Source organism: Bartonella sp. AC62GZZY, assembly GCF_042196525.1.
Taxonomy (GTDB): Bacteria; Pseudomonadota; Alphaproteobacteria; order Rhizobiales; family Rhizobiaceae; genus Bartonella.
Map to the genome: position 1 here is coordinate 283,141 of NZ_JBHIQN010000002.1, position 25,740 is coordinate 308,880.

Consider the following 25,740-nt stretch of genomic DNA (forward strand, 5'->3'; position numbering starts at 1 on the left):
GTACGCAAACTCCTGTAGATCAAGCACCTGGTTCAGAAATGCCCATGGGGCAGGGTCTAGGTACGCAAACTCCTGTAAATCAAGCACCTGGTTCAGAAATGCCCACGGGGCAGGGTCTAGGTACGCAAACTCCTGTAGATCAAGCACCTGGTTCAGAAATGCCCATGGGGCAAGATCAAAATACGCAGCAGTTTCCTGTGGAGTAGTTGTTAGAAATATCTACGGAGCTGATGCGGCATGTATCAGCTCCGTAGAAGAAATTCGTAGGATATAAAGCAGGAGATAAGTACAAGATATCAGTGGAATGAGTATTATTATTTTGAATATACTTTTAATTTAAAAGAGAAAGTCTGTGGGGTATTTAGTCAATCTTTAATTTTTGAGACAAATAGCTATCTGTAGAATATACAAAAAGTGATGTTTGTAAAATTTTACTACAAAGAAAGAGAATGTGCGCAACAAGTTTTTATATTGTGTGAGATAAAAAAGCTATGAAGCAGTAATATTTTTAGATTTAAAGAATTTATATTAAAGATAGCATTAAAATTATTTGTAATAATAATATGCAATTGAAATCAAAAATTTAGAGAATAATTAGAAAATTTAATGAAAACCGTTGCAATGACAGTTATAGGTGCTGGTTCTTTTGGTACTGCATTAGCGATAGCTCTTGCCCGTAATGGTCATAATGTTTTACTTTGGGGATATAGTCCTCAACATATCAAAGAATTACAGGAACAACGTTGTAATCAAGTATATTTACCCGATATTCAATTTCCTGAAAATTTATTACTTGAAGCTTCCCTTGAAATTGCAATAACGGCAAGTCACAATATATTAATCGCTGTTCCAAGCCATGTATTTCATCAAGTCTTGTATAATATTCAGCCTTATTTAGATCAGCATTCACGCGTTATTTGGGCTACAAAAGGTTTAGAACATGGGACTGGACGTTTCTTACAAGAGGTTGCTCGTGAGATTTTAGGTGAAAAAATTCCTTTAGCTGTTTTTTCTGGACCAACTTTTGCTCAAGAACTAGCTATTGGTTGGCCTACTGCAATGACGATAGCAGCTTCTGATGTTGAGTTTGGTAAAGAATTGCAGCAACTTTTTCATTGTGACAAAAGTTTTAGAGTTTATAAAAGTTCAGATATGATTGGTGTTCAATTAGGGGGGGCAGTCAAAAATGTTATTGCTATTGGTGCAGGAATATCAGATGGCATAGGTTTTGGGGCAAATGCACGAATAGCTCTTATCACACGAGGACTAGCTGAAATCAGTCGTTTAGGGGGGGCTATGGGTGCTGAGCTTGCCACATTTATGGGAATGACAGGCTTAGGTGATCTGGTTTTGACATGTACTGATAATCAGTCGCGTAATCGCCGTTTTGGAATACTTCTTGGTAAAGGAATAGATATAAAAGAAGCAGAAAAACAAATTGGTCAGGTTGTGGAAGGATACTTAAATACCAAGGAAGTACATACGTTGGCGCAGCGTATTGGGGTAGAAATGCCCATTGTAGAACAAATTTATCAAATTCTCTATTGTGGTAAAAACATAACTGAAGCGGCAAACACATTACTAGGCCGCGCCCTCAAGGACGAAATACAATGATATCCTGTTTATTAATAATTCCAATCGTAAAAAATAGAAACATGCTATGATAGACATATAAAATAGATTGTATTAATGGTTGTATAAGGCAGTCATATTCCAGCAAATTATAGATTCATATCATTCGATTCTTTATGAAACATGGCTGAAATATAAAAGTTTTTGCTTTTGTCTAAGAGCTATCTCTTTTAAGATAAATTATCGTTTCCACTTACACATGTTTATGTAATGTAATGAACAAGATACTTTTATTGTCTCTTAAATTCATCTCACAATGATATTTGCAAACAGAATAATACAAGACTCATTAGGTAGAAGCATCTTATTTATGTAACGTATAAGCTAAGAATATTGGGGAAGGGATATTGTGAATCTCTGTTTTTGTAATTTTTTAAAACAAGAAGACAATCTAATTTGGGAAGAAGATGAAATTTTAAAGCTGAAAATCAGTTCCCATTTCTACAATCATTTTTAAATTCAGTTTTATGCTATCTTAAAGCAATATCTTTTAAATAATGGAGATTATCTCACACCTTTATTTTCTCATTTTCTAATGAAAGCATTTCTCTGATGTATCAGGTAAAATAGAACGCCAAAAAAACACGATTGCTGTTGCATACTCACGTGCTTGTTTTAAAGAGACCTCTCTTAAAATTCCCAAGTCCAATTTGCGACGGTGACCGTGAATAGTGTAACGATAAAGCTATTGTGCGCATCCCCATCTTTACGTTTATGAAGGAGGAAGACGAGCATCATTACACCTCCCAATGTTGAGACAGCTCTTGGCACTTGAAGCTGTTCAGTAGAGATATTTAAGCCTTTTATTCTCTCACATGTCAATTTTGTTTTTTATATGCAAGAAATGATTTTTGGAATTATAACTTTGAAAGTCTAAAAAAATATTATTGTACTTGTTTGTGGCTGTCATTTAAGCTGAAAAATAATGTGATTATAAAGATAAAAAATTGATTTATATGAATAATTCATTTTATTTTTGTATTGAGTTAATTAAAAATATGTGTTTGCTTGTCACAAGCGGGTTAGTATGTGGATAAAAATTATTAAAAATACTTCTAATGAATCATCTCAAGTGTCAAGGGTTGTTTCAACATTAGAACATGGCAAGTAAAATGACAGTGTCAGTTTGTCATCTGTATAAACATTAAAATGGTGGTGAAAAAAGGATTTTATGTACTTCACAGGGATTTTTATATGTTTTACAGGTACCATTGTGAAATGGAATGGCGTGCATTGAGAGATATCTTTAAAAAAAATGCATGAAAGAGCAACAGCTATAGTATTTTTAGGCGTTCTATTTTAACTGATACATTAGAGAAATGCTTTCATTAAAGAATGAGAAAAATAAAGGTGTGAGGTAAAGCGTAACCTCCATTATTAAAAAAACATTGATGTAGATGCTTTTAAAATCGTAAAGTCTCATTAAAGAATAATAGTAAGATTAATGATTGATTTCTTTACGCCTTCATATTCTTCCTAAATTAGATTGTATTTGCGTTTCAAGAATAAATCAAACGGTAGGAATATTTTTTTCAATTTGCTATACAAAAGCTGAAACTAAGGGTTTTAATAATTCTCTAATCTCTGTTTCAAACTGGGGTGGCATGAGGGTTGGATATTGATTTATAAACAATGGCAAAAGCGTATGCTTTAGTAAGGTAAATAACGTCATAAAATACACACTTTATCAACCATGGATTGAAGAAATATTCCGACTTTTATAAAATATTTTGCGAAACAAGGCATAGTACATCTGGTTTTGTGTTCACTTATTCTTACAAACATTTGCACATATGCCTTACGTCATATTATTATAAGTCAATACACTTTATATAGCTGAGAACGTACTCAATACCCGACTAAAGCACTATGTACATGATTGATTTTATTTTTTAGTGCAATGAAATAAAAATTATCCTTCTTGGGAATCGTCACTTTTTTTTAGTTCTTCAAGTATTGGCATAGACATGATGTTATAGCCTGAATCAACATAATGGATTTCACCTGTAACGCCTGATGATAAATCAGAGAGTAGATAAAGAGCAGATTTTCCAATTTCATGAATATTCACGGTACGACGTAATGGGGCATTACGGCGTTGATGTGAAAATATTGCCCGTGCAGCTGCAATACCATTACCTGCTAAGGTTCTAACAGGACCAGCGGAAATTGCATTGACGCGGATATTTTGAGGACCAAAGTCCGCTGCTAAATAACGCACCATAGCTTCTAAAGCTGCTTTAGCAACACCCATGATGTTATAATTAGGCACAACTTGCTGTGAAGCACCATAGGTAAGAGTTAAAAGTGTTCCTCCATTGGGCATAAGTTTACCCGCGCGCTGGGCAATTTCAGTAAAGGAATAAGCTGAAATAACCATCGTGCGTTGAAAGTTTTCACGTGTTGTGACATCAACGTAACGCCCTTTTAGCTGATTTTTATCTGAAAAACCAATGGCATGGACAATAAAATCAATTGTTTTCCATTCTTTTTCAAGTTGCTCAAAGACGTAATCAATATTTTCACTTTTCTCAACGTCACACTCTAGCACTAATTTGCAGCCAAGTTTATCTGCTAGGGGATGAACACGTTTTCCAAAAGCATTTCCTTGATAAGTCAACGCTAATTCAGCTCCTGCTTGTGCGAGCTGACAGGCAATGCCCCAAGCAATTGAATGGTCATTCGCAATTCCCATAATAAGGCCGCGTTTGCCCTCCATCAAACCTTTCATATTATTCTCCGTAAGACCGTACTTTTTTCAATTACTAAGAACTTTTGTTTATACATAACGTTGGAAAACAAGCGTTGCATTGGTACCGCCAAAGCCAAAAGTATTTGACAATACGGTATTCAGTTGTTGATGATCACGTCGTTCACGAACGATAGGCATATCAGCAAAAGCTGGATCAAGTTCTTCAATATGGGCACTTTCACAAATAAAATTATGATTCATCATTAACAATGTATAGATTGCTTCGTGAACACCTGCTGCTCCCAGGGAATGTCCTGTTAGAGATTTGGTAGCGGAAATAGGGGGGCATTGATCACCAGCTCCAAAGACACGACGGATAGCTTTTATCTCAGGAGGGTCACCAACAGGAGTTGCTGTCGCATGGGGATTGATATAATCAATTTTATTATTGACTGTTGCAAGGGCCATGCGCATGCATCGTTCTGCTCCCTCTCCTGATGGGGCAACCATATCATGTCCATCGGATGTTGCACCGTATCCAACGATTTCTCCGTAGATTTTTGCACCACGTGCTTTAGCAAGTTCTAAATCTTCAAGAACTAAAACGCCAGCCCCTCCAGCAATGACAAAACCATCACGATTAACATCATAAGCGCGTGAAGCTTTGTGAGGGGTGTCATTATATCTGCTGGACATAGCGCCCATGGCATCGAATAAAACAGAGAGTGTCCAATCCAAATCTTCGCAGCCACCAGCAAAGATGCGCTTCTGTTTACCATATTGAATTATTTCGTAAGCATTACCAATACAATGATTGGAGGTAGCACAAGCTGAAGAGATTGAATAATTGATCCCTTTTATTTTAAAGAAAGTTGCTAATGTTGCAGATGCTGTAGAACTCATCGCTTTAGGGACAACAAAAGGTCCAATACGTTTTGGACCTTTTTGGCGTGTAATGTCAGCAGCTTCTACGATTGAATGTGTTGAAGCACCTCCAGAACCCATAATAATACCCGTGTGTTCGTTCGATACTTCATGCGGTTCTAGACCTGCATCAGCAATTGCTTGATCCATAGCGATGTGATTCCATGCTGTTCCACGCCCATGAAAACGGAGAGCACGTCGATCTACGAGTTCTTCTATATTAATATCAGGTTTGCCATAAACTCTGCTACGAAAGCCTAATTCAGCATATTGAGGTGCGTAAGAAATTCCGGATTTTGCTTCACGTAAACTAGTTAAAACAGCTCCAGGATTATTTCCAATTGCGGAGACAATTCCCATTCCGGTTACAACAACTCGACGCATTCATACCTCCTCGTTCCATACAGAATAGTGAAAAGTTTTTTCTGATGGAAACAATGTTCAATCTTCTTTGAATAAAGCAACGCGTAAATCGTTTGCCTTATAAATAGTCTCTCCATCTGCTTTTAGCCACCCATCAGCTATTCCTAAGACTAAATTTCCACGTCGAATACGCTTAAAATCTATTTCATATTCAAGAATTTTGGTTTGTGGAGTTACCATCCCTGATAACTTTACTTCACCTGTTGATATCGCTCTCCCTTTTCCTGGTTCGTTTAGCCAACCAAGAAAAAAACCTGTTAATTGCCACATACCATCCAGTCCGAGACATCCTGGCATAACGGGATCGCCTATAAAGTGACAATTAAAGAACCACATGTCTGGTGTAATGTCAAATTCGGCGCGAACCATTCCTTTATCGTATTTACCTCCAGTTTCACTAATTTGAGTGATTCGATGAATCATCAACATTGGCGGTGCTGGCAATTGCGCATTACCTCTACCAAACATTTCGCCGCGAGCGCAGCTTAGAAGCTCTTCATACGTGTAGCGAGACTTTTGTTCAGCCATTGTTACTCCATTTATTTGCATATATCTTTAATTTCTGCGCTTTTCCCAACCTACTTTTAGAGCAAATTTTAAAGAGAGGGAAATGGTTTTATATCATTTTTAATGACAAAAGCCTTTTTTTATGTATTCTACATAGGTAATTATTTAAAAATGGAATACAAGATTACACCATACTATTCCCATTTTTTTGTATTTTGATCTTATTTAGCAGGAATATATTTGAGTTTGTAATATGTCAGTGAGTGCAGACAATTTAGATATGAATGAAGAGCAACAGTCCACAAAAGAGTGTAGAAAAGTTGTGCAATATTATTCCATTTCTATGTTAGAAAAACGTTTGCGTCAAAATGGTCTGCGTCCAACACGTCAGCGGTTGGAACTTGCACATATGATTTTTTCTCAAGGAAATCGTCATATTACTGCTGAAGAGCTCTATGAGGAAGCGGTGAGGGCAGGTGTACCTGTGTCTTTAGCAACGGTTTATAATACACTTCATCAATTTACGGAAGCGGGATTATTACGGATTATTGCCGTAGAAGGCTCAAAAACTTGGTTTGATACCAATACCTCTGATCACTACCATTTTTATATAGAAGGCGAAAATCGTATTCTTGATATTCCTTATAATTTGGAAGAAGCTCCCATTATTAGAAATTTGCCTAAGCCACCAGAAGGTATGGAAATTTCACATGTTGATTTAATCGTGCGATTGAAACCAAAAAATCAATCTTGTGATAGGCAGTGAGGATATTCAATGAGGAATAAAAATTAAACTTGTTGAGTTTGAGCATTCACCAGCCTTTTACTTTTTCATCAGGATAGATTCCCCATAACTGGGGTTGTTGAAGCCATCCGCGTGTATTATTAATGTTTAGTTCGCACCATTGTCCATCACATTGGCGGATATTACCAATGACGTTAGGTTCTACTTCCGCCACAAGTTCTGCGTTGTCGGTGGGTTTTTTTCGTAGCATCAGCCTTTTTGTTTTATCTTTTTGCCATGGAATAGTTATAGCAGTTCGCTTTCCCGATAAAAGCGATTGATACACCCACCCCTCATCGCCTTCTGCATCACGAATTTTGCGCCATTGATCATATTCTTGGATGATTTCAATAGGTAACCCCTTCTTTTGGTAGGTAAAAATGATAGAATAGTTGCTTCCTGGTCCGACGCGTACATTAACACGGGTAGGTTTAATCGAAGCAAATCGCGGAAGTGGTAAACCACTGGGCCCTAAATTTTGATTAAATGTTTGTGCATGCAACAAATGAGGTGAAACTAATACAATGACTGTTGCTATTAAGATACATGATGCGAGTATTGAAACGCGAAACCAACGAGAACTTTGCACACCGAACTCCTTTATTTCATCATATATTGGAAATTTAAAATCTGAAAGATAAGACTGGAAACTGATAAAAAGTATGACACACTGCTCGTTAAAGAGATCTAAACGATGAAAAAATTGCTACAAAAATATCAAAATAAGGAAAACAAAAGGTTTGTATTTCTTAGTGCTTATCTTGTTTATGAGGGGGTAGATATAAATAAACATTGGATTTTTATGTAGCTGTGCGCGTGATAAAACAGTAAAGTGTACAGGAAATTAGGGCTAAAGTATTGCATCTCTTTTCTAAGTTTGTTTCTCGAAGTAAAAGTGCATGTATGCATATTATGAACAAAGAGCTGTTCAGTAAAGGGATTATTGTGTGGCTTGAAAAGAGTTTTGAATGAACAAAATAATACGGTAAATAAAAACAGTTAAGCGTAAAAATATGAGCAGCATTGTAGAGTAGATTGATATATGAAGGGCTAACAGGATACTTTTTCGTGATAATCCACTTTATAAAATTTGCTACATTATAATTTTATGCCATGATAATGCTTATTCGTATGGTAGATAAGCTGGCTCCATCGTTCTATTTACCAGCTTTCAATGTTATGCAGTTCCTATTATTTATGGTGTTCATAAGAAGCCTTTTTGTTTTTTCTTAAATAGCTTTTATTCTATTTGCATACGAATCCCGCTTATGATGTACAAGAAGATAATCTTGATTGATTCAATATGAGAGGGTGTATGATGAGAGCTTTACGGTATTCATAGTTATTATTTAAATTGTAAAAATATTTTCATAAAAAATGATAAGATAAGGCACATATTCACACATATTAAAATCACAGTGGTTTCTTTGTTTATTGTCAATTTTCTTTTATACTGAGTTAGAGAAAAAGAAAATTAAATGAAATATTCAGGGGAAGGTTTGCTCGATACGCTATGAGGTGAATAACATAATTGATGAGGGGAAGAAATTTATCAAGAAAAACCAAGCTGTAATGCAGTGGTTAAAATTCTTCCCTTTGTAAAGGGATAAAATCAAGAGATATCGAAAATTATGGAATCATTTCGTTATATAAGTGAAGGGAACGAGGATTATGTATTTGATATCATATCTCTACACATACATAATCGCATATTGCAATAGTGATTTGTGCTTTGCAATATAATCTAGAATTTTCGAAAGATACAGAATATTTTAATAGAAAAAAAGAAAACCAGCACGTGAGCGGTACATAAGAAAGAGCTATTTAAGAGATGAAAAACTACAGCAAAATGCCATTACAAAATATCCAGTACTCTCTCCTTAATTTTGTACAGCAATAAGTCGATTTAAAGAACCGAACTGCAGTTTGTTATGCAGTGCTTGAAATGCCGAAGAGTGAAATAAAAATCACTATATTTATAGACCCAAAACACCCATTATGCTCAGATAATTCTAAATACTATAACACACGCCTTATGAGAAAAATTCATTTACAACATCCTATAAGTACAAAATTTCTGATAGCCTATTTACACTACAATTCATGCCATTTTGATAACGCATACACAAAAGCATATTACTTCACCGCAACAGTTCGTCCGTTACTAACAAAACCCTCTCTTTGCGCACGCTTACGAGCGAGCTTACGTGTACGACGAATAGCCTCAGCTTTTTCACGAGCACGCCTCTCAGATGGCTTCTCATAATAACTACGCATTTTCATTTCACGGAAGATACCTTCACGCTGCATCTTTTTCTTCAACGCGCGGAGCGCTTGATCAACATTATTATCACGAACGAGTACTTGCACTATTTATCCTGCTTTTTTCAGTGTCACAAATAATAGGAAAACCTACGTCCTTTTAAAGGCATATCCAAAAGGACAAAAACTTATATCATATAAATAAGACATTTGTCTATATCGCTTTTAAAAATTCTATTTTTTTTGTAATAAAATGCTTTTTATAATGAATGATAGAGTTCATGATTATAAACTCATGAAAGTCCTTGTATTTGATCATTTTCATCAATATGAATTTTTTCAGCCGTGGGATAATGGGGTAGTCCAGGCATGGTCATAACATCTCCGCAAATGACAACGATAAAGCCGGCTCCCGCACAGAGACGAACTTCTCGTACGGGAATTTCAAAATCAACAGGCGCACCATATTGCTTGGGATCAGCAGAAAAAGAATAAGGTGTTTTTGCCATACAAATAGGGTAGGCGCCAAAACCTTCTTTTTCCCAAGATTCAAGTTGTTTGAGAATAGGGGCTGAGATAATGGCGCCACGCCCACCGTATAGCTTTGTTATAATACAATTAATTTTTTGAACGAGGGGAATATCATCTTGATAGAGAATCTTAAAATGAGATTTTTTTTCTTCAATCAAGGTAACGAGTTCTTGTGCAAGTTCTATAGCGCCTTTCCCACCTTGTTCCCAATGCTTACAGATAATAGCTTTGTGTCCAGTTGTTGCAACTATTTTCTGTAATGTTTTTATTTCGGCATCGCGATCGCTGTCAAAATGATTGATAGCCACAACACAAGGAATACCGTAGTGCTTCATATTTTTTATATGTCGTAAAAGATTAGCTGCTCCTTTTTCTAAAGCGGTGATATTTTCTTCTGTCAGGTTATTTTTATCCACACCACCATTCATTTTTAATGCACGAATAGTTGCGACGATCACGGTAGCATTTGGTACAATACCTGCTTGCCGACATTTGATGTCGAAAAACTTTTCTGCTCCAAGATCGGCTCCAAATCCTGCTTCTGTGACAACATAATCAGCGAGTTTTAAAGCAGTTTTTGTTGCTATAACTGAGTTGCAGCCATGAGCAATATTAGCAAAAGGTCCTCCATGAACGAGAACAGGGTTATTTTCAATTGTCTGTACGAGATTGGGTTGTATAGCATCTTTTAGAAGAACTGCCATTGCACCTTCTGCATTAAGATCAGCAACGGTGATGGGCGTTTTATCATAACGATAAGCAACAATAATTTTCTTGAGTCTTTGTGTAAGGTTTTCTAAATTTTCAGAGAGACAAAGAAGCGCCATAATTTCTGATGCAACAGTAATATCAAAACCTGTTTGGCGTGGAAAACCATTTGTTATGCCCCCTAATGAAATGACAATATCGCGCAATGCACGATCATTCATATCAAGAACGCGTTTCCAAACAATGCGACGTGGATCAATGTTTAGAGTATTTCCCCAATAAAGATGATTATCTATCATTGCGGCAAGAAGATTATGAGCAGCTGTAATAGCATGAAAATCACCGGTAAAATGTAAATTAAGGTCATCCATTGGAATGACTTGCGCATAACCACCACCAGCAGCACCGCCTTTTACACCAAAACAGGGACCTAAAGATGGTTCTCTCAAGGTAGCTATTGTTTTTTTACCAATAAGATTAAGAGCATCACTTAGTCCAACTGTTGTTGTTGTTTTGCCTTCTCCGGCAGGTGTGGGATTGATAGCTGTGACAAGGATAAGTTTACCATCTGGATTTTTATTAAGCGATTTTATGTATTCAGAAGAAATTTTAGCTTTATCATGGCCATAGGGAATGAGATTTTCATGTGAGATACCAATTTTTTGTGCAATTTCAATAATATGTTGCTTTTTAGCAGTGCGAGCAATTTCAATATCAGTTTTAGGCATGGAAAAATTCTTTAAATTCAGCTTTTATTAATGTTTGAAATCTGTACCCATGGATTAATTAGAAAAATTCATAGAGAACGGAAAAATATTAAGATATCATAGAAATCGATGATATGCCATGCAAGAGATAATGCTAAAGAAGCACAAGAAGAGTTTTATTGTTTTTTAGGAAAAAGAATCTTTTTGCTTTTAAGCAGTAAAAATACGTTTAATTCAATTAAAAATATTGCGAAAAGAAGCTTTGGTTTGCAACAAATGCTGATGATATTAATGGATACCATAAGTGTTTCATAGTAGTATGTTCGAGAAGTAGTTTATTTATTCTTTCCAACAACACACTGAAAAAGCTTCACATGGTGGTAAACCGGAATTTATGGCGGCACATCTGAAATCCCTCTTAAGATGGGACTGCTAGGAATAAAATATCTAGAAACATTCAGTTATGGAACAATTAGAAATAAGCACGTAAAAATTACCTAACTGAGTAGAGAGTATAATCCGGAAGAGACCAAAAACAAGCGCATAGATTGAAAAAAGAAAACAACAACATACGCTACTCATGTAATCGCTACGATTATAAGCTAATAAAAGCACCTTAGAGCTGAATTGAAGGACTCATAACATTTTATTCTAGCAAAATGGCTAAAGAAACGCCCCACAACAGAATGAAATAACAAAATACAAAATAATAGATCACAAAATAAAGAATTTAAAAAGTCTGACTTTATAAGTAAGATATTGATAGATGATAAGTAAGATATTGATAGATGGCGCACCCGAAGAGATTCGAACTCCTGACCCCCAGATTCGTAGTCTGGTGCTCTATCCAGCTGAGCTACGGGTGCATACATTTCAATTTTTTACATTGTCTAAGACAAAGGGTTCCTAATCGTTTCATTAAAGAAATGCAAGTGAAACTTGAGTCGTCATAAAAAAAATCTCTTTTTTTTATGTATATTTTAAAAAAGGATATAATATATTATGGCTTCAGTTGGTTTTGATATGAACATTTTTTTGTCATGACCATACAAAGCAATATGAACGATAGTTAACTTGACGTTTTAATCTATGAAAGATAGTCAAGCAGAGATGAGATGTGTTTTTTGCGGTGGGGTAAGATATATACACCCGCTGTTGGGTTTTTGTGTAAAACGCCGATATTACTGTTGAAAACTATTTCAGATGAACATGACACAGCAAGGGCGGATGTATGGCGTTATTAAAAAAGATCTTTCCATTAGTGTTTTTAATCGTTGTTTTAACGGTTACTTATTGGGTTGGAAAAAAGAGTGCAGACCAACCCATTTCTATGGTGGATAAAACAAGAGTATCGTATAAAGATTCAAATGGAAAAATGAGAAAACCACCGGTAAAGGTTGTCGTTGATCTTGTAAAAAATCAAGATTTTTATGAACAACTTAACGTTCTAGGGAGTGGACAAGCACTTGCAGAAGTCGAGCTCACCCCTTTATCTCCAGGTGTTATTGATAAGCTTTTTGTGTCAGCTGGTACAAAAGTACAAGTAGGTGATGTGATTGCAAAGCTTGATTCTAAAAAAGAGGAAATAGCGGCTGCAAAAGCAAAAGTACAACGTGATAATAATGCGTTAACGCTTTCGCGCATTCTTAAATTACGTGCTAGCAATACAGCAACAGAAGTTCAAGAAATTACAGCACGCTTAGAGTTGGATAATGCAAATTTAGTTTTGCGTAATGCTGAATTAGATCTCGATCGGCGAACAATTCGTGCACCGATTCCTGGAGTTGTTGGTATTTTGCCTGTTGATGCGGGGAATAACGTGACCCTTAATACTGTAATAGGCCGTATTGAGAATAGAGAACGTATTTTGGTCGACATATGGGCTCCTGAACGATATGTGTCGCGCATTCATAAAGGAGATGAGGTAACGGCAACATTAACTGCGCAGCCAGACAAATCTTTTGTTGGTCATATTTATGCGATTGATAATATCGTTGATCCAGAAAGTCGCACACTTCATGCTCAGGTTGAAATTAATAATGAAAAAGATACGCTTATGTCTGGTATGTCTTTTTCTGTTGCCTTGCAATTTCATAGTGGTTCTTTCCCTGTCGTTAATCCTCTTGCGGTTCAATGGAACAGTAAAGGGTCATTCGTTTGGCGTGTGAGAGAAGGGAAAGTAGAGGCTATACCCGTATCAATTATTCAGCATAAAGCAGATCAAGTTTTCGTAAAAGCACCCCTAGAAAATGGTGATCAAGTTGTCATTCAAGGAGTACAAATGCTTTATCCAGGAAGTAAAGTAACGATTGATGATCCAAAGTCTCATCAACAGCAATTACCAGCAGTTTACGGAACGGATATACAATGAGCCAAGAATTGAGCACAAAACAGCCGATGTCACAGGTCGAGCAAGGTGGTCTCATTACCTTATTTATTCGCAGACCGGTTTTTACTTTTGTTTTAAATGCTATGATCATCATTGCAGGATTTGCAGCATGGTTAAATGTTGATGTAAGAGAATTACCTGATGTTGATACTCCCGTAACAACGATTGTGACGGTGTTTTCTGGTGCGTCGGCAGAAACAATTGATCGTGAAGTTACAAAAATTATAGAAGATGCTGTTTCTCGTGTTTCAGGTGTTAAGACGATTTCTTCAACGTCTTCTTTTGGGCGCTCCCGTGTGCAGATTAATTTTAATGTTGGTGTTGATTTGAATGTTGCAGCATCTGATATTCGTGATGCCCTGTCTCGCATTACGTATACTTTACCGAAAGATGCGGATTCGCCTTTGATTATTAAAGCAGATTCCAATGCTGCTGCCATGATGTATTTGGTTGTGACGTCACCAACAATGAGTGTTGATGATTTAACCACGATTGTAGACGATCAGATTGTTGATGCAATTTCCGCTGTTGATGGTGTTGGTGATGTACAGGTTGATAGCGCTCGCACAAAGATTTTTCAGATTGATATAGATCAAGCAAAACTTGCAAGTTATGGATTAACCGTAGCAGATGTTTCTCGTGTTCTTGCTGATATGACAACGGATGTGCCAGTAGGATCATTACGCAATTCTACGCAAAATTTAGTTGTGCGTGCTACTGCACGTTTAACAACACCAGAATCTTTTGAACAAGTTGTTTTAAAACCTCATGTACATCTTGGTGATGTTGCGCATGTCACTTTATCGCCGGATATAGAAAAGGTTATTCTCCGTATCAATGGAAAGACAGGTATTGGATTAGGAATTGTGCGTAAAGCACAATCCAACACTCTTAATATTTCTGAAGGAGTGAGAACCGTTGTTGATAATCTCAAAAGTATTGTTCCTTCTTCTGTACATATAGACGTTATTAATGACGATGCAGTTTTTATTAAAAGCGCTCTTCATGAGGTTGAAGTTGCGTTGGTTATTGCTATTTTGAGTGTTATCTTGGTCATTTTTCTTTTTCTCAGAGACATTCGTGTAACGCTGATACCTGCTGTATCTCTTCCTGTCGCTTTGATTGGTACCATTGCAGCTATTTATCTTGTAGGATTTTCATTAAATATTCTCACATTTTTAGGACTTGTTTTAGCAACAGGGCTTGTTGTGGATGATGCTATTGTTGTTCTTGAGAATATTGTTCGGTGGCGCAACATGGGTTTAGGGTCTAGGGCTGCGGCGGTGATAGGAACACGTGAAGTATTTTTTGCTGTTTTAGCAACAACATTGACTTTAGTGGCTGTGTTTGTTCCTATTTCCTTTCTTCCTGGGCAAGTTGGAGGTCTTTTTAGAGAATTTGGTTTTGTTTTGGCAATTTCTATTTTGCTTTCTTCAGTTGTTGCCTTAACGCTTTGTCCCATGTTGGCTTCGCGTTTTCTCAAAGAACATATTGAGGAGAAAGAGGAAGAGTCCCATCATTTTGCTTTTTTATATAAATTAGGTACTTTTTTTCATAAGGCATATACTTACAGTTTGCATAAGTGTTTAGAAAAGCCTTGGGCTGTTGTTTTTGCTTCACTTATTTTTGCGGGTCTTTGTGTTGGAGGCTATACGAAGCTACAACAGGAATTAACGCCAGCAGAAGACAGAGCTGTGATCTTTTTGGTTATTAATGGACCACAAGGTATTTCAACACAATATTTGAACGAGCAAGTAGAGCAAATTGAAGCAAGTCTACAGCCATTACGTGATGCAGGGGAGATTGCTAACAGTTACTCTATTGCGGGTGCTGGTGGTTCACCCAATACTGCTTTTTTGATTTTATTGCTTTCGTCTTGGGATAAACGTTTACGGAGTCAGCAAGAAATCGTGAAAGATATTAATGAAAAGGTTAAACAGTTTCCCGCAGTTTTTGTGTTTGCTGCGCAGGGAAATTCTCTGGGTGTGAGAGGAACTGGGCAAGGATTACAATTTGCAATTCTTGGCAATGATTATGCAACATTACAACCCATTGCTGATAAGCTGGTGAGTACTTTACAAGATGATCCGCGTTTTATTCGCCCACGTCTTACTGTTGATGCAACACAACCGCAATTTTTCATTGAAATCAATCGAAAAAAAGCCTCCGATTTAGGGATTGATATCACCAATTTGGGCGATACATTACAAGCAATGTTGGATGGTAAAAAGATTGGTTCCATTAACGTGGATGATCATTCTTACGATGTTAAATTGATGTCGCGTAAAAATTCTATGAAGAGTCCTAGTGATTTAGAAAACATTTTTTTAAAGACCAAAGACAATCGTTATGTTCCTTTATCGGTTATTGCACGTTTACATGAAAAAGCTATCTCGCCCCAATTAAAACGGGAAAAACGCATGAGTGCTGTTATTTTAAGCGCAAATCTTGCTCCAGGTATTGCTTTAGGGGAAGCTTACCAAACGGTACAGAAAATTGCATCTCCTTTGTTATCGAAAGGAACCTATGTAGTTCCCTTAGGGGAAGCTGAAACGCTTAATGAAACATCCTCCGGTTTTATGATTGTTTTTGGCATTGCCTTTTTGATTATTTTATTGATTTTGGCTGCTCAGTTTGAAAGCTTTATTTCAGGATTTATTATCATGGCCACTGTCCCATTAGGGATTGGTTGTGCTGTAATTGCTATGCTATTGAGTGGTGTGAGTCTTAATATTTACAGCCAAATTGGATTAATTTTGTTAATTGGCGTTATGGCGAAAAATGGTATTCTTATTGTTGAATTTGCAGATCAATTACGTGATCAGGGAAGAAGCGTGCGTGAAGCCGTAGAAGAAGCAGCAAACATTCGCCTTCGTCCAGTTTGCATGACAATGATTTGTGCCATTTTAGGAGGTATTCCTTTGGTTTTAGCCAAAGGTGCTGGCGCAGAGGCGCGTATAGCTTTAGGTTGGGTTATCGTTGGTGGTTTAGGTTTAGCAACTATTTTTACGCTTTATGTTACACCGGTTGTTTATCTTTTTTTAGGGCGTTTTATAAGACCAAAAGCAGAAGAAGCTATATTATTAACAAAAGAACTCAATAAAGTTAAATGATGTATCGAGTGGAAAAGATTTAAAAGTTTATTCTTGTAAAAATATCATCTTCAAATCTTATTTTTTACTTTTATATTCCTTAGTTTTTATGTGAACAGTAAAGATAGGGAGCAATAAAGGAGATGCTTTCTGCTTTGTTATTGTTTGGGCATAGATTTCATTGTCAATAACTGTATAGGATAAGCTTATGGGAGATAGCTTTTCGATTCGAAATGAAAAGGCTTTTGAAGCCGCATTAAATGCTTTAAGGAGCCATGCCGCAAAGGATGGGGTCTATGATATTCGTCGACATTTTTTAGCAGATGAACAGCGTTTTTCCCATTTTTCTCTCAGACTTGATGATCTTCTTTTCGATTTTTCAAAATGTGGGGTAACATTTAAAACATTGCAACTTTTAGATGATTTAGCTGTTGCAGCAGATGTGTTAGGACGGCGTGATGCAATGTTTTCTGGTCAAGCGATTAATACAACTGAAAAACGCTCGGTTCTTCATATTGCATTACGTTTACCTGCTGACGAAATTTTCATGTTGGATGGCCATGATCTTATTCGCGATATTCAAGATGTTCTTGAAGACATGGAAAGATTTTCTGAAAAGGTACGTGATGGAAGCTATCAGGGAAGCAATGGAGAGAGAATAAGTGATATTGTAAACATTGGTATTGGTGGATCTGATCTTGGTCCTGCAATGGTTACATATGCTTTAAAACCTTATCATGATGGTCCACGTTGTCATTTTGTTTCTAACGCTGACAGTGCTCATATTTCTGATACTCTCTCTATTTTGAATCCAGCAACAACGCTGTTTGTCATTGCTTCTAAAACTTTTACAACGGCTGAAACAATGGTAAATGCTCAAGTTGCACGTCAGTGGATTTGTTCACATTTAGGAGAAGAAGCCATTTGCACGCATTTTGTTGCTGTTTCGAGTGCGCTTGATAAAGTGGCAGAATTTGGCATAGATTCGACAAGAGTTTTTAAATTTTGGAATTGGGTTGGAGGGCGTTATTCAATTTGGTCAGCCATTGGGCTTGTTGTGATGTTTGCAATAGGTGGTCGAAATTTTCGCCAATTTCTCAATGGTGCTTTGCAAATGGACCAACATTTTAAAACCATGCCTTTGCATAAAAATATTCCTATTCGTTTTGCTCTTTTAGGGTTTTGGCATCGTGTTATTTGTGGTTATTCATCACGCTCTATTATTCCCTATGCGCAGCGTTTAATACATTTTCCAGCTTATTTACAACAGCTTGATATGGAATCAAATGGTAAGCAAGTCTCGCTGGATGGAAAACCATTAAGTTTTTCAAGTGGTCCAATTGTTTGGGGTGATTCAGGCACAAATAGTCAACATGCTTTTTTTCAGCTTCTGCATCAAGGAACAGATGTTATTCCTGTAGAATTTATTTTATTTATAAAAGGGCATGAGAAAAATTTACATTCTATGTATGAGATGTTGCTAGCAAACTGTTTAGCACAGTCAAAAGCCTTGATGAAGGGGCGTAGTATTGAAGATGCTCAGCATATCTTGATAAAAAATGGAGTTGATGAACGTGAAGCAGGTTATTTAGCTCTTCATAGAAGTTTTAAAGGAAACCGTCCCAGCATTACGCTGGTTCAGGATTTATTAACACCTTTTGCACTCGGTCGTCTTATTGCGCTTTATGAACATCGTACTTTTGTTGAAGGGATTTTAATGAATATTAATTCATTTGATCAATGGGGTGTTGAACTTGGTAAAGAATTAGCAAATGAGTTACTACCAATTCTTCGTGGAGAAAGTAAAGCGGATAATCGTGATAGTTCAACATTAGGGTTGCTAGCACATATTCAAGTAAGACGTGCAAAATAAATATAATTTTACAGTAGTTTTTGTACTAACTAAGCAAAAGTAGAATGAGAAAGAAATATGAGATAATTCTTTAATTTTACTATGCGTTCTCTTATTATCTGGATTAGATTTATGTAACAGAAAATCAAAAAAGTGCAAAAATTGTAAAAATGAGAATTTATTCGCAAAAACGATAAAGACCTTTGAGAGGTCTTTGAAGACCCTTTGAGAACACCTTTAAAACTCTTTGAAAAAAAATGAATTGGTACAAAACCTAGTGGCAAAATATACAAAACCCGCTGGCAAGCTACAATCGCTTTATAAACTGTGGCGGAGAGAGAGGGATTTGAACCCCCGATAGAGTTGCCTCTATGCCGCATTTCGAGTGCGGTGCTTTCAACCACTCAGCCATCTCTCCATAATAAAGTGAAACAAAAATCGGTATTATTTGAGTGTATAAGAGGTAGATAACCTTCAATTGTTTTTGGTACAACCTTTTTTTCTTTTTTATGGGACTTTATTGACAGAGAATAGAAATTCCTTCATATATACAAAATATAAGCGTGGGGAAATCTGCGCATATTTGTGTTGAAGAAGGTTTTATCCTTCTTTGAGATCTATTACGACTGATAAAAAGCAGCCTATTTTCCCTTATTTCAAGGCAGAAATTAAATAAGAGCTGGAGTGAACGGAAGGATAAAAAATGTTCGCAGTCATTAAAACTGGTGGTAAGCAATACCGCATTGTTGCTAATCAAGTGGTAAAAGTTGAAAAAGTTAGTGGAAATGCGGGTGATGTAGTTGAATTCAATGACATATTAATGGTTGGGCAAGAAGGTAATGCGGTTATTGGTACCCCTGTCGTTGCTGATGCATTGGTGACAGCTGAGATTTTAGAACAGGCACGTGGGCGCAAGGTTATCGCATTTAAGAAGCGCCGTCGTCAAAATTCTAAACGCACGCGTGGCCATCGTCAAGAGTTTACGAGGCTTCGTGTTTTAGAAATTTTAATGGGTGGTTCAAAACCTAAAAAAGTTGCTGAGAAACCTATAAAAGAAGAAACTACACCAAAAGAAACAAAAGCTTCTGCTTCTGTTGAGAAGACGGCTAAAAAAACGGTTGAAAAAAAGACTGCGTCGCAGAAGAAAGTATCTGTAGCATCAAAGAGTAAGAAAGATTAAAGGAGAGCGTCTATGGCACATAAAAAAGCTGGTGGTTCCTCGCGTAATGGTCGTGATTCAGAATCGAAACGTCTAGGCGTTAAAAAATTTGGTGGTGAAACCGTTATTGCCGGAAATATTATTATTCGCCAGCGTGGTACACGTTGGCATCCTGGAAACAATGTCGGCATTGGAAAAGACCATACGCTTTTTGCATTATCAAATGGAAAGGTTTCTTTTCAACGCAAAGCGGGTAATCGTTCCTATGTTTCAGTCATTCCTATGGTGGAGGCAGCAGAGTAATCTGTAACACTCTCTAGCCATAAACAGGATTTCATTGAATTGTAGTTGTGGTTTTATAAGTATTAAAAGGGAAAGATGAATCTCATCTTTCCCTTTTTGCGTTGGTACTATAATAAATGTAGAAGATAAAAGGTAGAATTGGGGAAATTACTTTTCTCAATGAGGGAAAAAGTTTGTGCGTTGTTATGTTAGTATTTAGTTCTGAACATATTGATATTATGATAGAATTTGTTGATAAGTTTCTGTATAATAATAGTGAGGAGAGATTTTCTTTTTATGTATAAAGAAGTGTCGAGTAATTTCTTATAAGAGAAGCAGTTTGTTTTCAGAAAATTATGAGAAATTTAATGAGAGCATTCTTTATGTAATCATTTTGATAAAGATGGGTCTTTTTATCGGCATTGTGGTATTGATGAGTTGTCATACTGTTTTTAGGTGGTAGTGTGGATAGGTGGGGCTATTCATTTAAAAAGACATAAGGATAAAAAAATCCATAAGAAGGCAGTCAAAACTACTTTGAAAGTGACGTGTATTAAGGAATTTTCGGTAAATCGAGAGTGAAATTATATTTTTAAGGAGGACGGTGTTTAAAGATATAAAAATAACTAACGTGCAATCAGCGCCCTTCAAGAATATTTTTTCTGATTTCACTATTATTGTGTATTGTTGAAAATAAACAAGCATAAAAGCTAGGGTTAAGGCAATAACTGCTTTTCATTTTTTACTTTATTTATCTTATTTGTAGAGTTTTTCTTGATTTTAGTAGTTGGTGATGGTGCTTGAGGGTGTCGTACTTTGCAAATGTGCGACAGAGGGCATTGTGTATTTGCGATATTGATTGAAGTAAAGGTGTAGCTTAAAATATATAAATATTATATATCGAGAGTTTGATATCATAAGATGGGCAGTACGGAATTTTAAAGATGATAAGTTGCATGGAGCAATTTGTAATTATGTAATGAATTTATAAAGAGGGATAATAGGTTAAATAAACTTTGAGGAATCAATTAAAATATTAGCTGAAGTTACGGATGATTGGGAAGGATGCTTTCTTGTAGGGAGAATAATGGAAAGTTATGTTGAATAACTTAGGATAATGAGAACGTTTTGAAAGCATAGTTTTTCAGGTGATTGGTGCTGTAAAAAACGGTTTTTTTGTCTTTGTAAAGTAAAAGAGTAAGAGGCAGACTTGCTTATGATGATTTTAAGCACTTGGCTAGATAATAATATCCAATTGTTTTATCGGTTACATTGAGGTATTTAAGCACCTCACTTAGCTATATTCCGTAAAATATAAATAAAGCTGTGGTGGTATTTATAGCTTGTATTTTGGGAAATGCAGCTTTGAAAAGGAATTTATCAGAGATATTGGTGTTCAAATGTGAGGCAATTTGAATTCATGATGAGATATGAGAAAGCAGAAGCAATGAATGTAGATTTTACTGATGGTGAAATCTTGTCTATAAGATCTGTAAAACTTGCAGCTGCTTTTGATCATAAAAATGATGCAATTTATGCTGCTGCTGAATTGCTTGTGCAGGTTGGTGCCGTTGATAAATGTTATCTGGCAAGTATGCTGGCACGTGAAGAAACAACCAATACTTGGCTTGGAAATGGTATAGCCATTCCTCATGGTATGGCTGAAAATCGTGATTTAATTATCAAGGATGCTGTTGCTGTTATACAGGTTCCTGCTGGTGTTGAGTGGCAGGATGGCAAGAAAGCATATTTGGTTATTGCCATTGCAGCGTGTCCAGATCGCTATAGAGAAATTTGTAAAAAATTGACGTCTCTTTTATTTGATAAAAAACAGCTTGAAGTACTTGCAACAACTATGGACAAACAGCAAATTGTTACAACTTTGTTTGACAAAAATATGAAGATAGAAAAAACTTTTATTGGTGACCTTTCGGTGTGTCAGGAATGGATTTTAGATTATCCAAGTGGTCTTCATGCACGACCAGCTTCTCTTTGGGTTGATTTTGCGAAAAAGGCTCAAAGCTCTATCAGAGTTCGCCATGGTCAATATACCGTTGAAATGAAAAATTTAGTTGGTTTATTGCAATTAGGAGCAAAAAACGGTGATGTTCTGATTTTTTCTACAGATGCTGCAGAAGGAGCACAACTTCTCAATGATGCCATTGCTATTGCAAAAAAAGTGAGTATTAGCGAAAAATGTCTGATGAGAGCAATGGAATCTCAAACAAAGGCTTTTCATGGTTGGTATCCACGCTCTATGCAAAAAGGCATTTCTGGTGTTGGAGCGAGTTCAGGATTAGCATTTGGTAAGATTTTTGTTTTAAAGCAAAATGATATTTCCATAATAGATCAGCCAATTGATTTTGCAGCTGGTGCAGCATGTCTTGAAAATGCTCTTACAAAAACAAAACATAAAATGGCATCTGTGATTTCTGATATTACAGTGCGTATGGGAGCAGATTCTGCTGCGATTTTTTCTGCGCAAATGGTTTTGCTTGAAGATGAAAATTTAATAGCTCAAGCTTGTCGTTTTATAGCGGAAGGTCATGGTGTCGCTTGGTCTTGGGATAGAGCGGTTCATCAATTTTCAGATATGTTTTTTAAGGTAGATAATCCTTTGTTAGCAGCACGTGCTGTTAATTTAGTTGATGTTGGTCGACGTGTTTTAGGTGAAATCAATCCATCCTATAGATCGTTCTTTTTAAATGATATTCCACATGGTGTAATTCTGGTTACAAATGACCTTTCTCCTTCTGATGTAGCACAACTTGATTGTACAAGGGTAAAAGGATTAGCAACAGCATGGGGAGGTCCGTTATCTCATACAGCTATTTTGGCGCGTACTCTTGGTATTCCAATGGTTGTTGCTGCAGGTGATGATATTTTAGCAATTCAGTCTGATATTCAGGCTATTATTGATGGCGATAACGGGTTTATTTACCTTGATCCTACGCTTGAAGACGTTGAAGATGCTCAAAGGCATATTGATACTGTTGCGCAAAAACGTGTCAGTGAAATAAGTGCGTGTAGATTACCAGCGCAAACGACAGATGGTCAAAGAATTCGTATCATGGCTAATGTCAACTACGCAAATCAGGTTCCTGTTGCGCTTGATTTGGGGGCTGAAGGTGTTGGACTTATGCGCACGGAATTTTTGTTTTTAGAGAATCCATATATTCCGGATGAAGAGCTACAATTTAATATATATCGGGCGATGATTACAGCTGTAGGAGATAAGCCATTAATTATTCGTGCACTTGATATTGGTGGAGATAAACAGGTTACGCATTTACATTTATCTAAAGAGGACAATCCTTTTTTAGGTGTTCGAGGAACGCGGCTTTTGTTACGTCGACGTGATCTTTTGGTGCCTCAATTACGTGCTTTATATCGAGCAGCAAAAGAGGGTGGAGATCTATGGATTGTGTTTCCGATGGTCATGTCTGTTTCAGAGATTGTTGCTCTAAAAAAGATTGCAGAGGAAATCCGCAACGATATTGATGCACCAAAATTAAAACTTGGTATTATGATCGAAGTTCCAGCAGCGGCCATTATGGCAGATGTATTGAGCGCCCATGTTGATTTTTTTTCAATTGGAACCAATGACCTAACACAGTATACAATGGCTGTTGATCGGCAAAATCCGTACCTTGTGTCTGAAGCTGATAGCCTTGATCCAGCAGTTTTGCGTATGATTTATCAGACTATTCAGGGAGCTGCACAAAATAAGTGTTGGGTTAGTGTATGTGGTGGTATGGCTGGAGATCCTTTTGGTGCAATGATTTTGACTGGATTGGGAATTAATGAGCTTTCTATGATATCTTGCGATATTTCTCCAGTAAAGGCGTATTTACAGACTCATAGTTTTGAAGATATGAAAATTTTAGCACAAAAAGCATTACAATGTGAAACTGCACGAGCTGTACGTGCTCTAAGCAAGGATATAAGGTGATAAAGAACATTAAGGGGAAAGAACGAGCTCATTTTGCAGACTAATCAGATTTTTAGTGCTGTAAAACATTATCCTTTAGGACGATTATAGGCAGCATATTAATTTATAATGGTAATTTATCGTTTTACATAATGAGAACCCTGAATATTGTAGGGTTTTCTCGTTTTAAATTTCTCTATATTAAATTAATAAAAATTATTCTTTTATACATTACAAAGAGGAGTAATGTATAGATAAAAACACTCTAAGAAAGAATAAATTCCTTTTATGCATTCTCTCAAATAGCAATAGATATTGTAACATTAGGCGATAAATAGCGTGATGTTACTTGGCTTTTCCTTTTTATTTAAGGAAAGATGATGCTATCCAATAGATTTTATACCATTCATAGACACCGTATGAGTTAGATGTGACAAGCTTTAAGAGATGTTTTTTAACAAACGTGTGGATGAGAAAGAAAATAGTATTTTTAGAGTATTCTGTTTTGTGATGAGACCATATCACTCTTAAAGAATGCGATAATTAAAAGTATGAAGTAATACGTAACCTCTTTTAAATAATTGAGATTACTTTAGATATTTTGAAAACTGTAAAGCTGAATTTAAAAGTATATGGTAAAAATGAAAACAGGTTTGCATTTTTATGATTTTGTATTTGATCAAAACGAGACTATTTTTTCATTTTAGAAAATAAGATATATTCATACATATTAAATTAAAAATGCAAAGTTTTTTGTCTGAATTTTATTTTCTTTAGTATCAACTAAATATAGAAGTGTGAAATTGAGTAGAGGATTTAGAGTAGGGCTTATTATGGATCCTATGAAAGAGAAAACTGATACCGTCACACTATTTTACAGCTCTCAATGTTGCAAAAATTCGTGCTATTTAAGAAAATGCATAAGAGCCACTTATCCTCTCTTAAAATGTTCTCCCCCCACATACCATCCCTTCCTATTAAGCAAGTGATTTTAATTAATTCAATATGAAAGGGGTTATGGTGAGAAAAAATTACGATATTCGAGGTTTTTATGATGTGTAAACGATGGTTCATCATTATAAATCAATATGTTATATATTGTCTGAAACATAAAAGTGATTAGCTGGTAGATCTCATTTCAAGAGAGAGTTGTTTGTAATCAAAGTTATAGTGATTAAGGATTTTCATCCTTGGAGGCAAGAAGGAGGTCGAGAATGATTTTATTGAAATGAAATTTATTATCTGAATAAACAATTTTAATATTAGGGATATAAGAAGTTCATATCGTTATTATTCTATTTATTATTAGGGTAATCAATGCTGTGAAGCGAGAAATATTTAATTATTTGGTTGCGTAAAACCATGGACTGTATGCCAATTTTAAGAGAAGTATTTTTTTGTGAAGCAGAAAGTGCGTAAATGAGCATGAAAGTTTATAACTGGTGACAATCTTTTTATTCCCATTATTGTATTCTACAAACCTATCCACGAAAAAAGTTTTTTCTTAAAAAGAAGAGATGTGCTTGTTATTCAACAGATAAAAGCTCTTATTTTAATAAATGAATTTGTTTTTTGGGTTTTGAATGTATAGTTTAGACTTGCACGTTATTTCTTTCTGGGTATAGTGCAAACTTCTGGAGAGGTGGCCGAGTGGTTGAAGGCGCACGCCTGGAACGCGTGTATATGGGAAACCATATCGAGGGTTCGAATCCCTCTCTCTCCGCCATTAATTTAAAACGAACTTTCATATGCTTGATATGACATAGTTTAAAAAGCTCAGCATTTGCAGGATTTTTTATTGTTTGAAATTGACTAGTTCGCGCCGATCTATGCCTGTCATTATGTACACTTAGAAATTACTATTG

At 36.1% G+C, this 25,740-nt stretch carries 14 protein-coding genes, 3 tRNA genes and 1 pseudogene; 10 read left to right on the forward strand and 8 right to left on the reverse strand.

The annotated features are described in order from the left end of the window. Positions 1-206, forward strand: a pseudogene (locus ACFIML_RS02665) (cytochrome o ubiquinol oxidase subunit IV); the annotation flags it as partial. A 400-nt stretch (positions 207-606) separates the two neighbouring features. Further along, on the forward strand, positions 607-1,614 hold the full coding sequence (gpsA, locus tag ACFIML_RS02670) for an NAD(P)H-dependent glycerol-3-phosphate dehydrogenase (RefSeq protein ID WP_375606193.1): 1,008 nt from the start codon (positions 607-609) through the stop codon (positions 1,612-1,614). A gap of 1,930 nt (positions 1,615-3,544) precedes the next feature. Here the strand turns inward: gpsA and fabI are convergent. The 3 genes from fabI to fabA are packed head-to-tail and all read right to left on the reverse strand — an operon-like array spanning position 3,545 to position 6,199. Next, on the reverse strand, positions 3,545-4,363 hold the full coding sequence (gene fabI / locus ACFIML_RS02675) for an enoyl-ACP reductase FabI (protein ID WP_375606194.1): 819 nt from the start codon (positions 4,361-4,363) through the stop codon (positions 3,545-3,547). Positions 4,364-4,411: 48 nt separating this feature from the next. After that, positions 4,412-5,632: a beta-ketoacyl-ACP synthase I gene (gene fabB / locus ACFIML_RS02680; RefSeq protein ID WP_375606195.1), complete on the reverse strand. Its 1,221-nt coding sequence runs from the start codon at positions 5,630-5,632 to the stop codon at positions 4,412-4,414. Positions 5,633-5,689: 57 nt separating this feature from the next. Next, positions 5,690-6,199 (reverse strand): 3-hydroxyacyl-[acyl-carrier-protein] dehydratase FabA, encoded by a 510-nt coding sequence (gene fabA / locus ACFIML_RS02685; RefSeq protein WP_375606196.1) that lies wholly within the window; start codon positions 6,197-6,199, stop codon positions 5,690-5,692. Between the two features lie 232 nt (positions 6,200-6,431). On the opposite strand from fabA, the gene irrA reads away from it, so the two are divergent. Next, entirely contained in the window at positions 6,432-6,944 is a 513-nt protein-coding gene (gene irrA, locus ACFIML_RS02690) for an iron response transcriptional regulator IrrA (RefSeq protein ID WP_375606197.1), read from the forward strand. A gap of 46 nt (positions 6,945-6,990) precedes the next feature. Here the strand turns inward: irrA and ACFIML_RS02695 are convergent, their stop codons facing one another. The 4 genes from ACFIML_RS02695 to ACFIML_RS02710 form a co-directional block, all read right to left on the reverse strand. After that, on the reverse strand, positions 6,991-7,551 hold the full coding sequence (locus tag ACFIML_RS02695) for an SH3 domain-containing protein (RefSeq protein WP_375606198.1): 561 nt from the start codon (positions 7,549-7,551) through the stop codon (positions 6,991-6,993). A 1,547-nt stretch (positions 7,552-9,098) separates the two neighbouring features. After that, positions 9,099-9,332, reverse strand: a complete 234-nt coding sequence (gene rpsU / locus ACFIML_RS02700; RefSeq protein WP_273717519.1) for a 30S ribosomal protein S21 — start codon at positions 9,330-9,332, stop codon at positions 9,099-9,101. A 185-nt stretch (positions 9,333-9,517) separates the two neighbouring features. Next, complete coding sequence (locus ACFIML_RS02705; protein WP_375687312.1) at positions 9,518-11,191, reverse strand: formate--tetrahydrofolate ligase; 1,674 nt, start codon at positions 11,189-11,191, stop codon at positions 9,518-9,520. A gap of 768 nt (positions 11,192-11,959) precedes the next feature. After that, a tRNA-Arg gene (locus ACFIML_RS02710) sits at positions 11,960-12,036 on the reverse strand. Between the two features lie 365 nt (positions 12,037-12,401). Between ACFIML_RS02710 and ACFIML_RS02715 the strand changes: the two genes are divergently transcribed. From ACFIML_RS02715 to pgi, 3 genes are all read left to right on the forward strand, one after another. Then, the gene (locus ACFIML_RS02715) at positions 12,402-13,541 is read left to right on the forward strand and encodes an efflux RND transporter periplasmic adaptor subunit (RefSeq protein WP_375606200.1); all 1,140 of its coding nucleotides are present in this window, start codon (positions 12,402-12,404) and stop codon (positions 13,539-13,541) included. Continuing rightward, complete coding sequence (locus ACFIML_RS02720) at positions 13,538-16,672, forward strand: efflux RND transporter permease subunit (RefSeq protein ID WP_375607841.1); 3,135 nt, start codon at positions 13,538-13,540, stop codon at positions 16,670-16,672. Before ACFIML_RS02715 ends, ACFIML_RS02720 begins: the two co-directional genes overlap by 4 nt. 187 nt (positions 16,673-16,859) lie before the next feature. After that, positions 16,860-18,524: a glucose-6-phosphate isomerase gene (pgi, locus tag ACFIML_RS02725; RefSeq protein WP_375606202.1), complete on the forward strand. Its 1,665-nt coding sequence runs from the start codon at positions 16,860-16,862 to the stop codon at positions 18,522-18,524. 307 nt (positions 18,525-18,831) lie between these two features. Here the strand turns inward: pgi and ACFIML_RS02730 are convergent. Continuing rightward, positions 18,832-18,921 (reverse strand) — tRNA-Ser (locus ACFIML_RS02730). 285 nt (positions 18,922-19,206) lie between these two features. On the opposite strand from ACFIML_RS02730, the gene rplU reads away from it, so the two are divergent. From rplU to ACFIML_RS02750, 4 genes are all read left to right on the forward strand, one after another. Then, entirely contained in the window at positions 19,207-19,683 is a 477-nt protein-coding gene (rplU, locus tag ACFIML_RS02735) for a 50S ribosomal protein L21 (RefSeq protein ID WP_375606203.1), read from the forward strand. A gap of 12 nt (positions 19,684-19,695) precedes the next feature. Then, positions 19,696-19,965 carry a 50S ribosomal protein L27 gene (rpmA, locus tag ACFIML_RS02740; protein WP_273723965.1) on the forward strand — a complete coding sequence of 90 codons (270 nt, stop codon included), beginning with the start codon at positions 19,696-19,698 and terminating at the stop codon, positions 19,963-19,965. A 1,399-nt stretch (positions 19,966-21,364) separates the two neighbouring features. Then, positions 21,365-23,896: a phosphoenolpyruvate--protein phosphotransferase gene (gene ptsP / locus ACFIML_RS02745; RefSeq protein WP_375606204.1), complete on the forward strand. Its 2,532-nt coding sequence runs from the start codon at positions 21,365-21,367 to the stop codon at positions 23,894-23,896. A gap of 1,615 nt (positions 23,897-25,511) precedes the next feature. Beyond that, a tRNA-Ser gene (locus ACFIML_RS02750) sits at positions 25,512-25,601 on the forward strand. Positions 25,602-25,740: the final 139 nt, after the last annotated feature.

What these genes read in the sequence shown, in the direction of transcription:
- ACFIML_RS02720 (WP_375607841.1), top strand. Translation starts at nt 13,538, where the DNA reads ATGAGCCAAGAATTGAGCACAAAACAGCCGATGTCACAGGTCGAGCAA.
- irrA (WP_375606197.1), top strand. Translation starts at nt 6,432, where the DNA reads ATGTCAGTGAGTGCAGACAATTTAGATATGAATGAAGAGCAACAGTCC.
- fabB (WP_375606195.1), bottom strand. Translation starts at nt 5,632, where the DNA reads ATGCGTCGAGTTGTTGTAACCGGAATGGGAATTGTCTCCGCAATTGGA.
- ptsP (WP_375606204.1), top strand. Translation starts at nt 21,365, where the DNA reads ATGATGAGATATGAGAAAGCAGAAGCAATGAATGTAGATTTTACTGAT.
- gpsA (WP_375606193.1), top strand. Translation starts at nt 607, where the DNA reads ATGAAAACCGTTGCAATGACAGTTATAGGTGCTGGTTCTTTTGGTACT.
- ACFIML_RS02705 (WP_375687312.1), bottom strand. Translation starts at nt 11,191, where the DNA reads ATGCCTAAAACTGATATTGAAATTGCTCGCACTGCTAAAAAGCAACAT.
- fabI (WP_375606194.1), bottom strand. Translation starts at nt 4,363, where the DNA reads ATGAAAGGTTTGATGGAGGGCAAACGCGGCCTTATTATGGGAATTGCG.
- pgi (WP_375606202.1), top strand. Translation starts at nt 16,860, where the DNA reads ATGGGAGATAGCTTTTCGATTCGAAATGAAAAGGCTTTTGAAGCCGCA.
- ACFIML_RS02715 (WP_375606200.1), top strand. Translation starts at nt 12,402, where the DNA reads ATGGCGTTATTAAAAAAGATCTTTCCATTAGTGTTTTTAATCGTTGTT.
- rpmA (WP_273723965.1), top strand. Translation starts at nt 19,696, where the DNA reads ATGGCACATAAAAAAGCTGGTGGTTCCTCGCGTAATGGTCGTGATTCA.
- rplU (WP_375606203.1), top strand. Translation starts at nt 19,207, where the DNA reads ATGTTCGCAGTCATTAAAACTGGTGGTAAGCAATACCGCATTGTTGCT.
- fabA (WP_375606196.1), bottom strand. Translation starts at nt 6,199, where the DNA reads ATGGCTGAACAAAAGTCTCGCTACACGTATGAAGAGCTTCTAAGCTGC.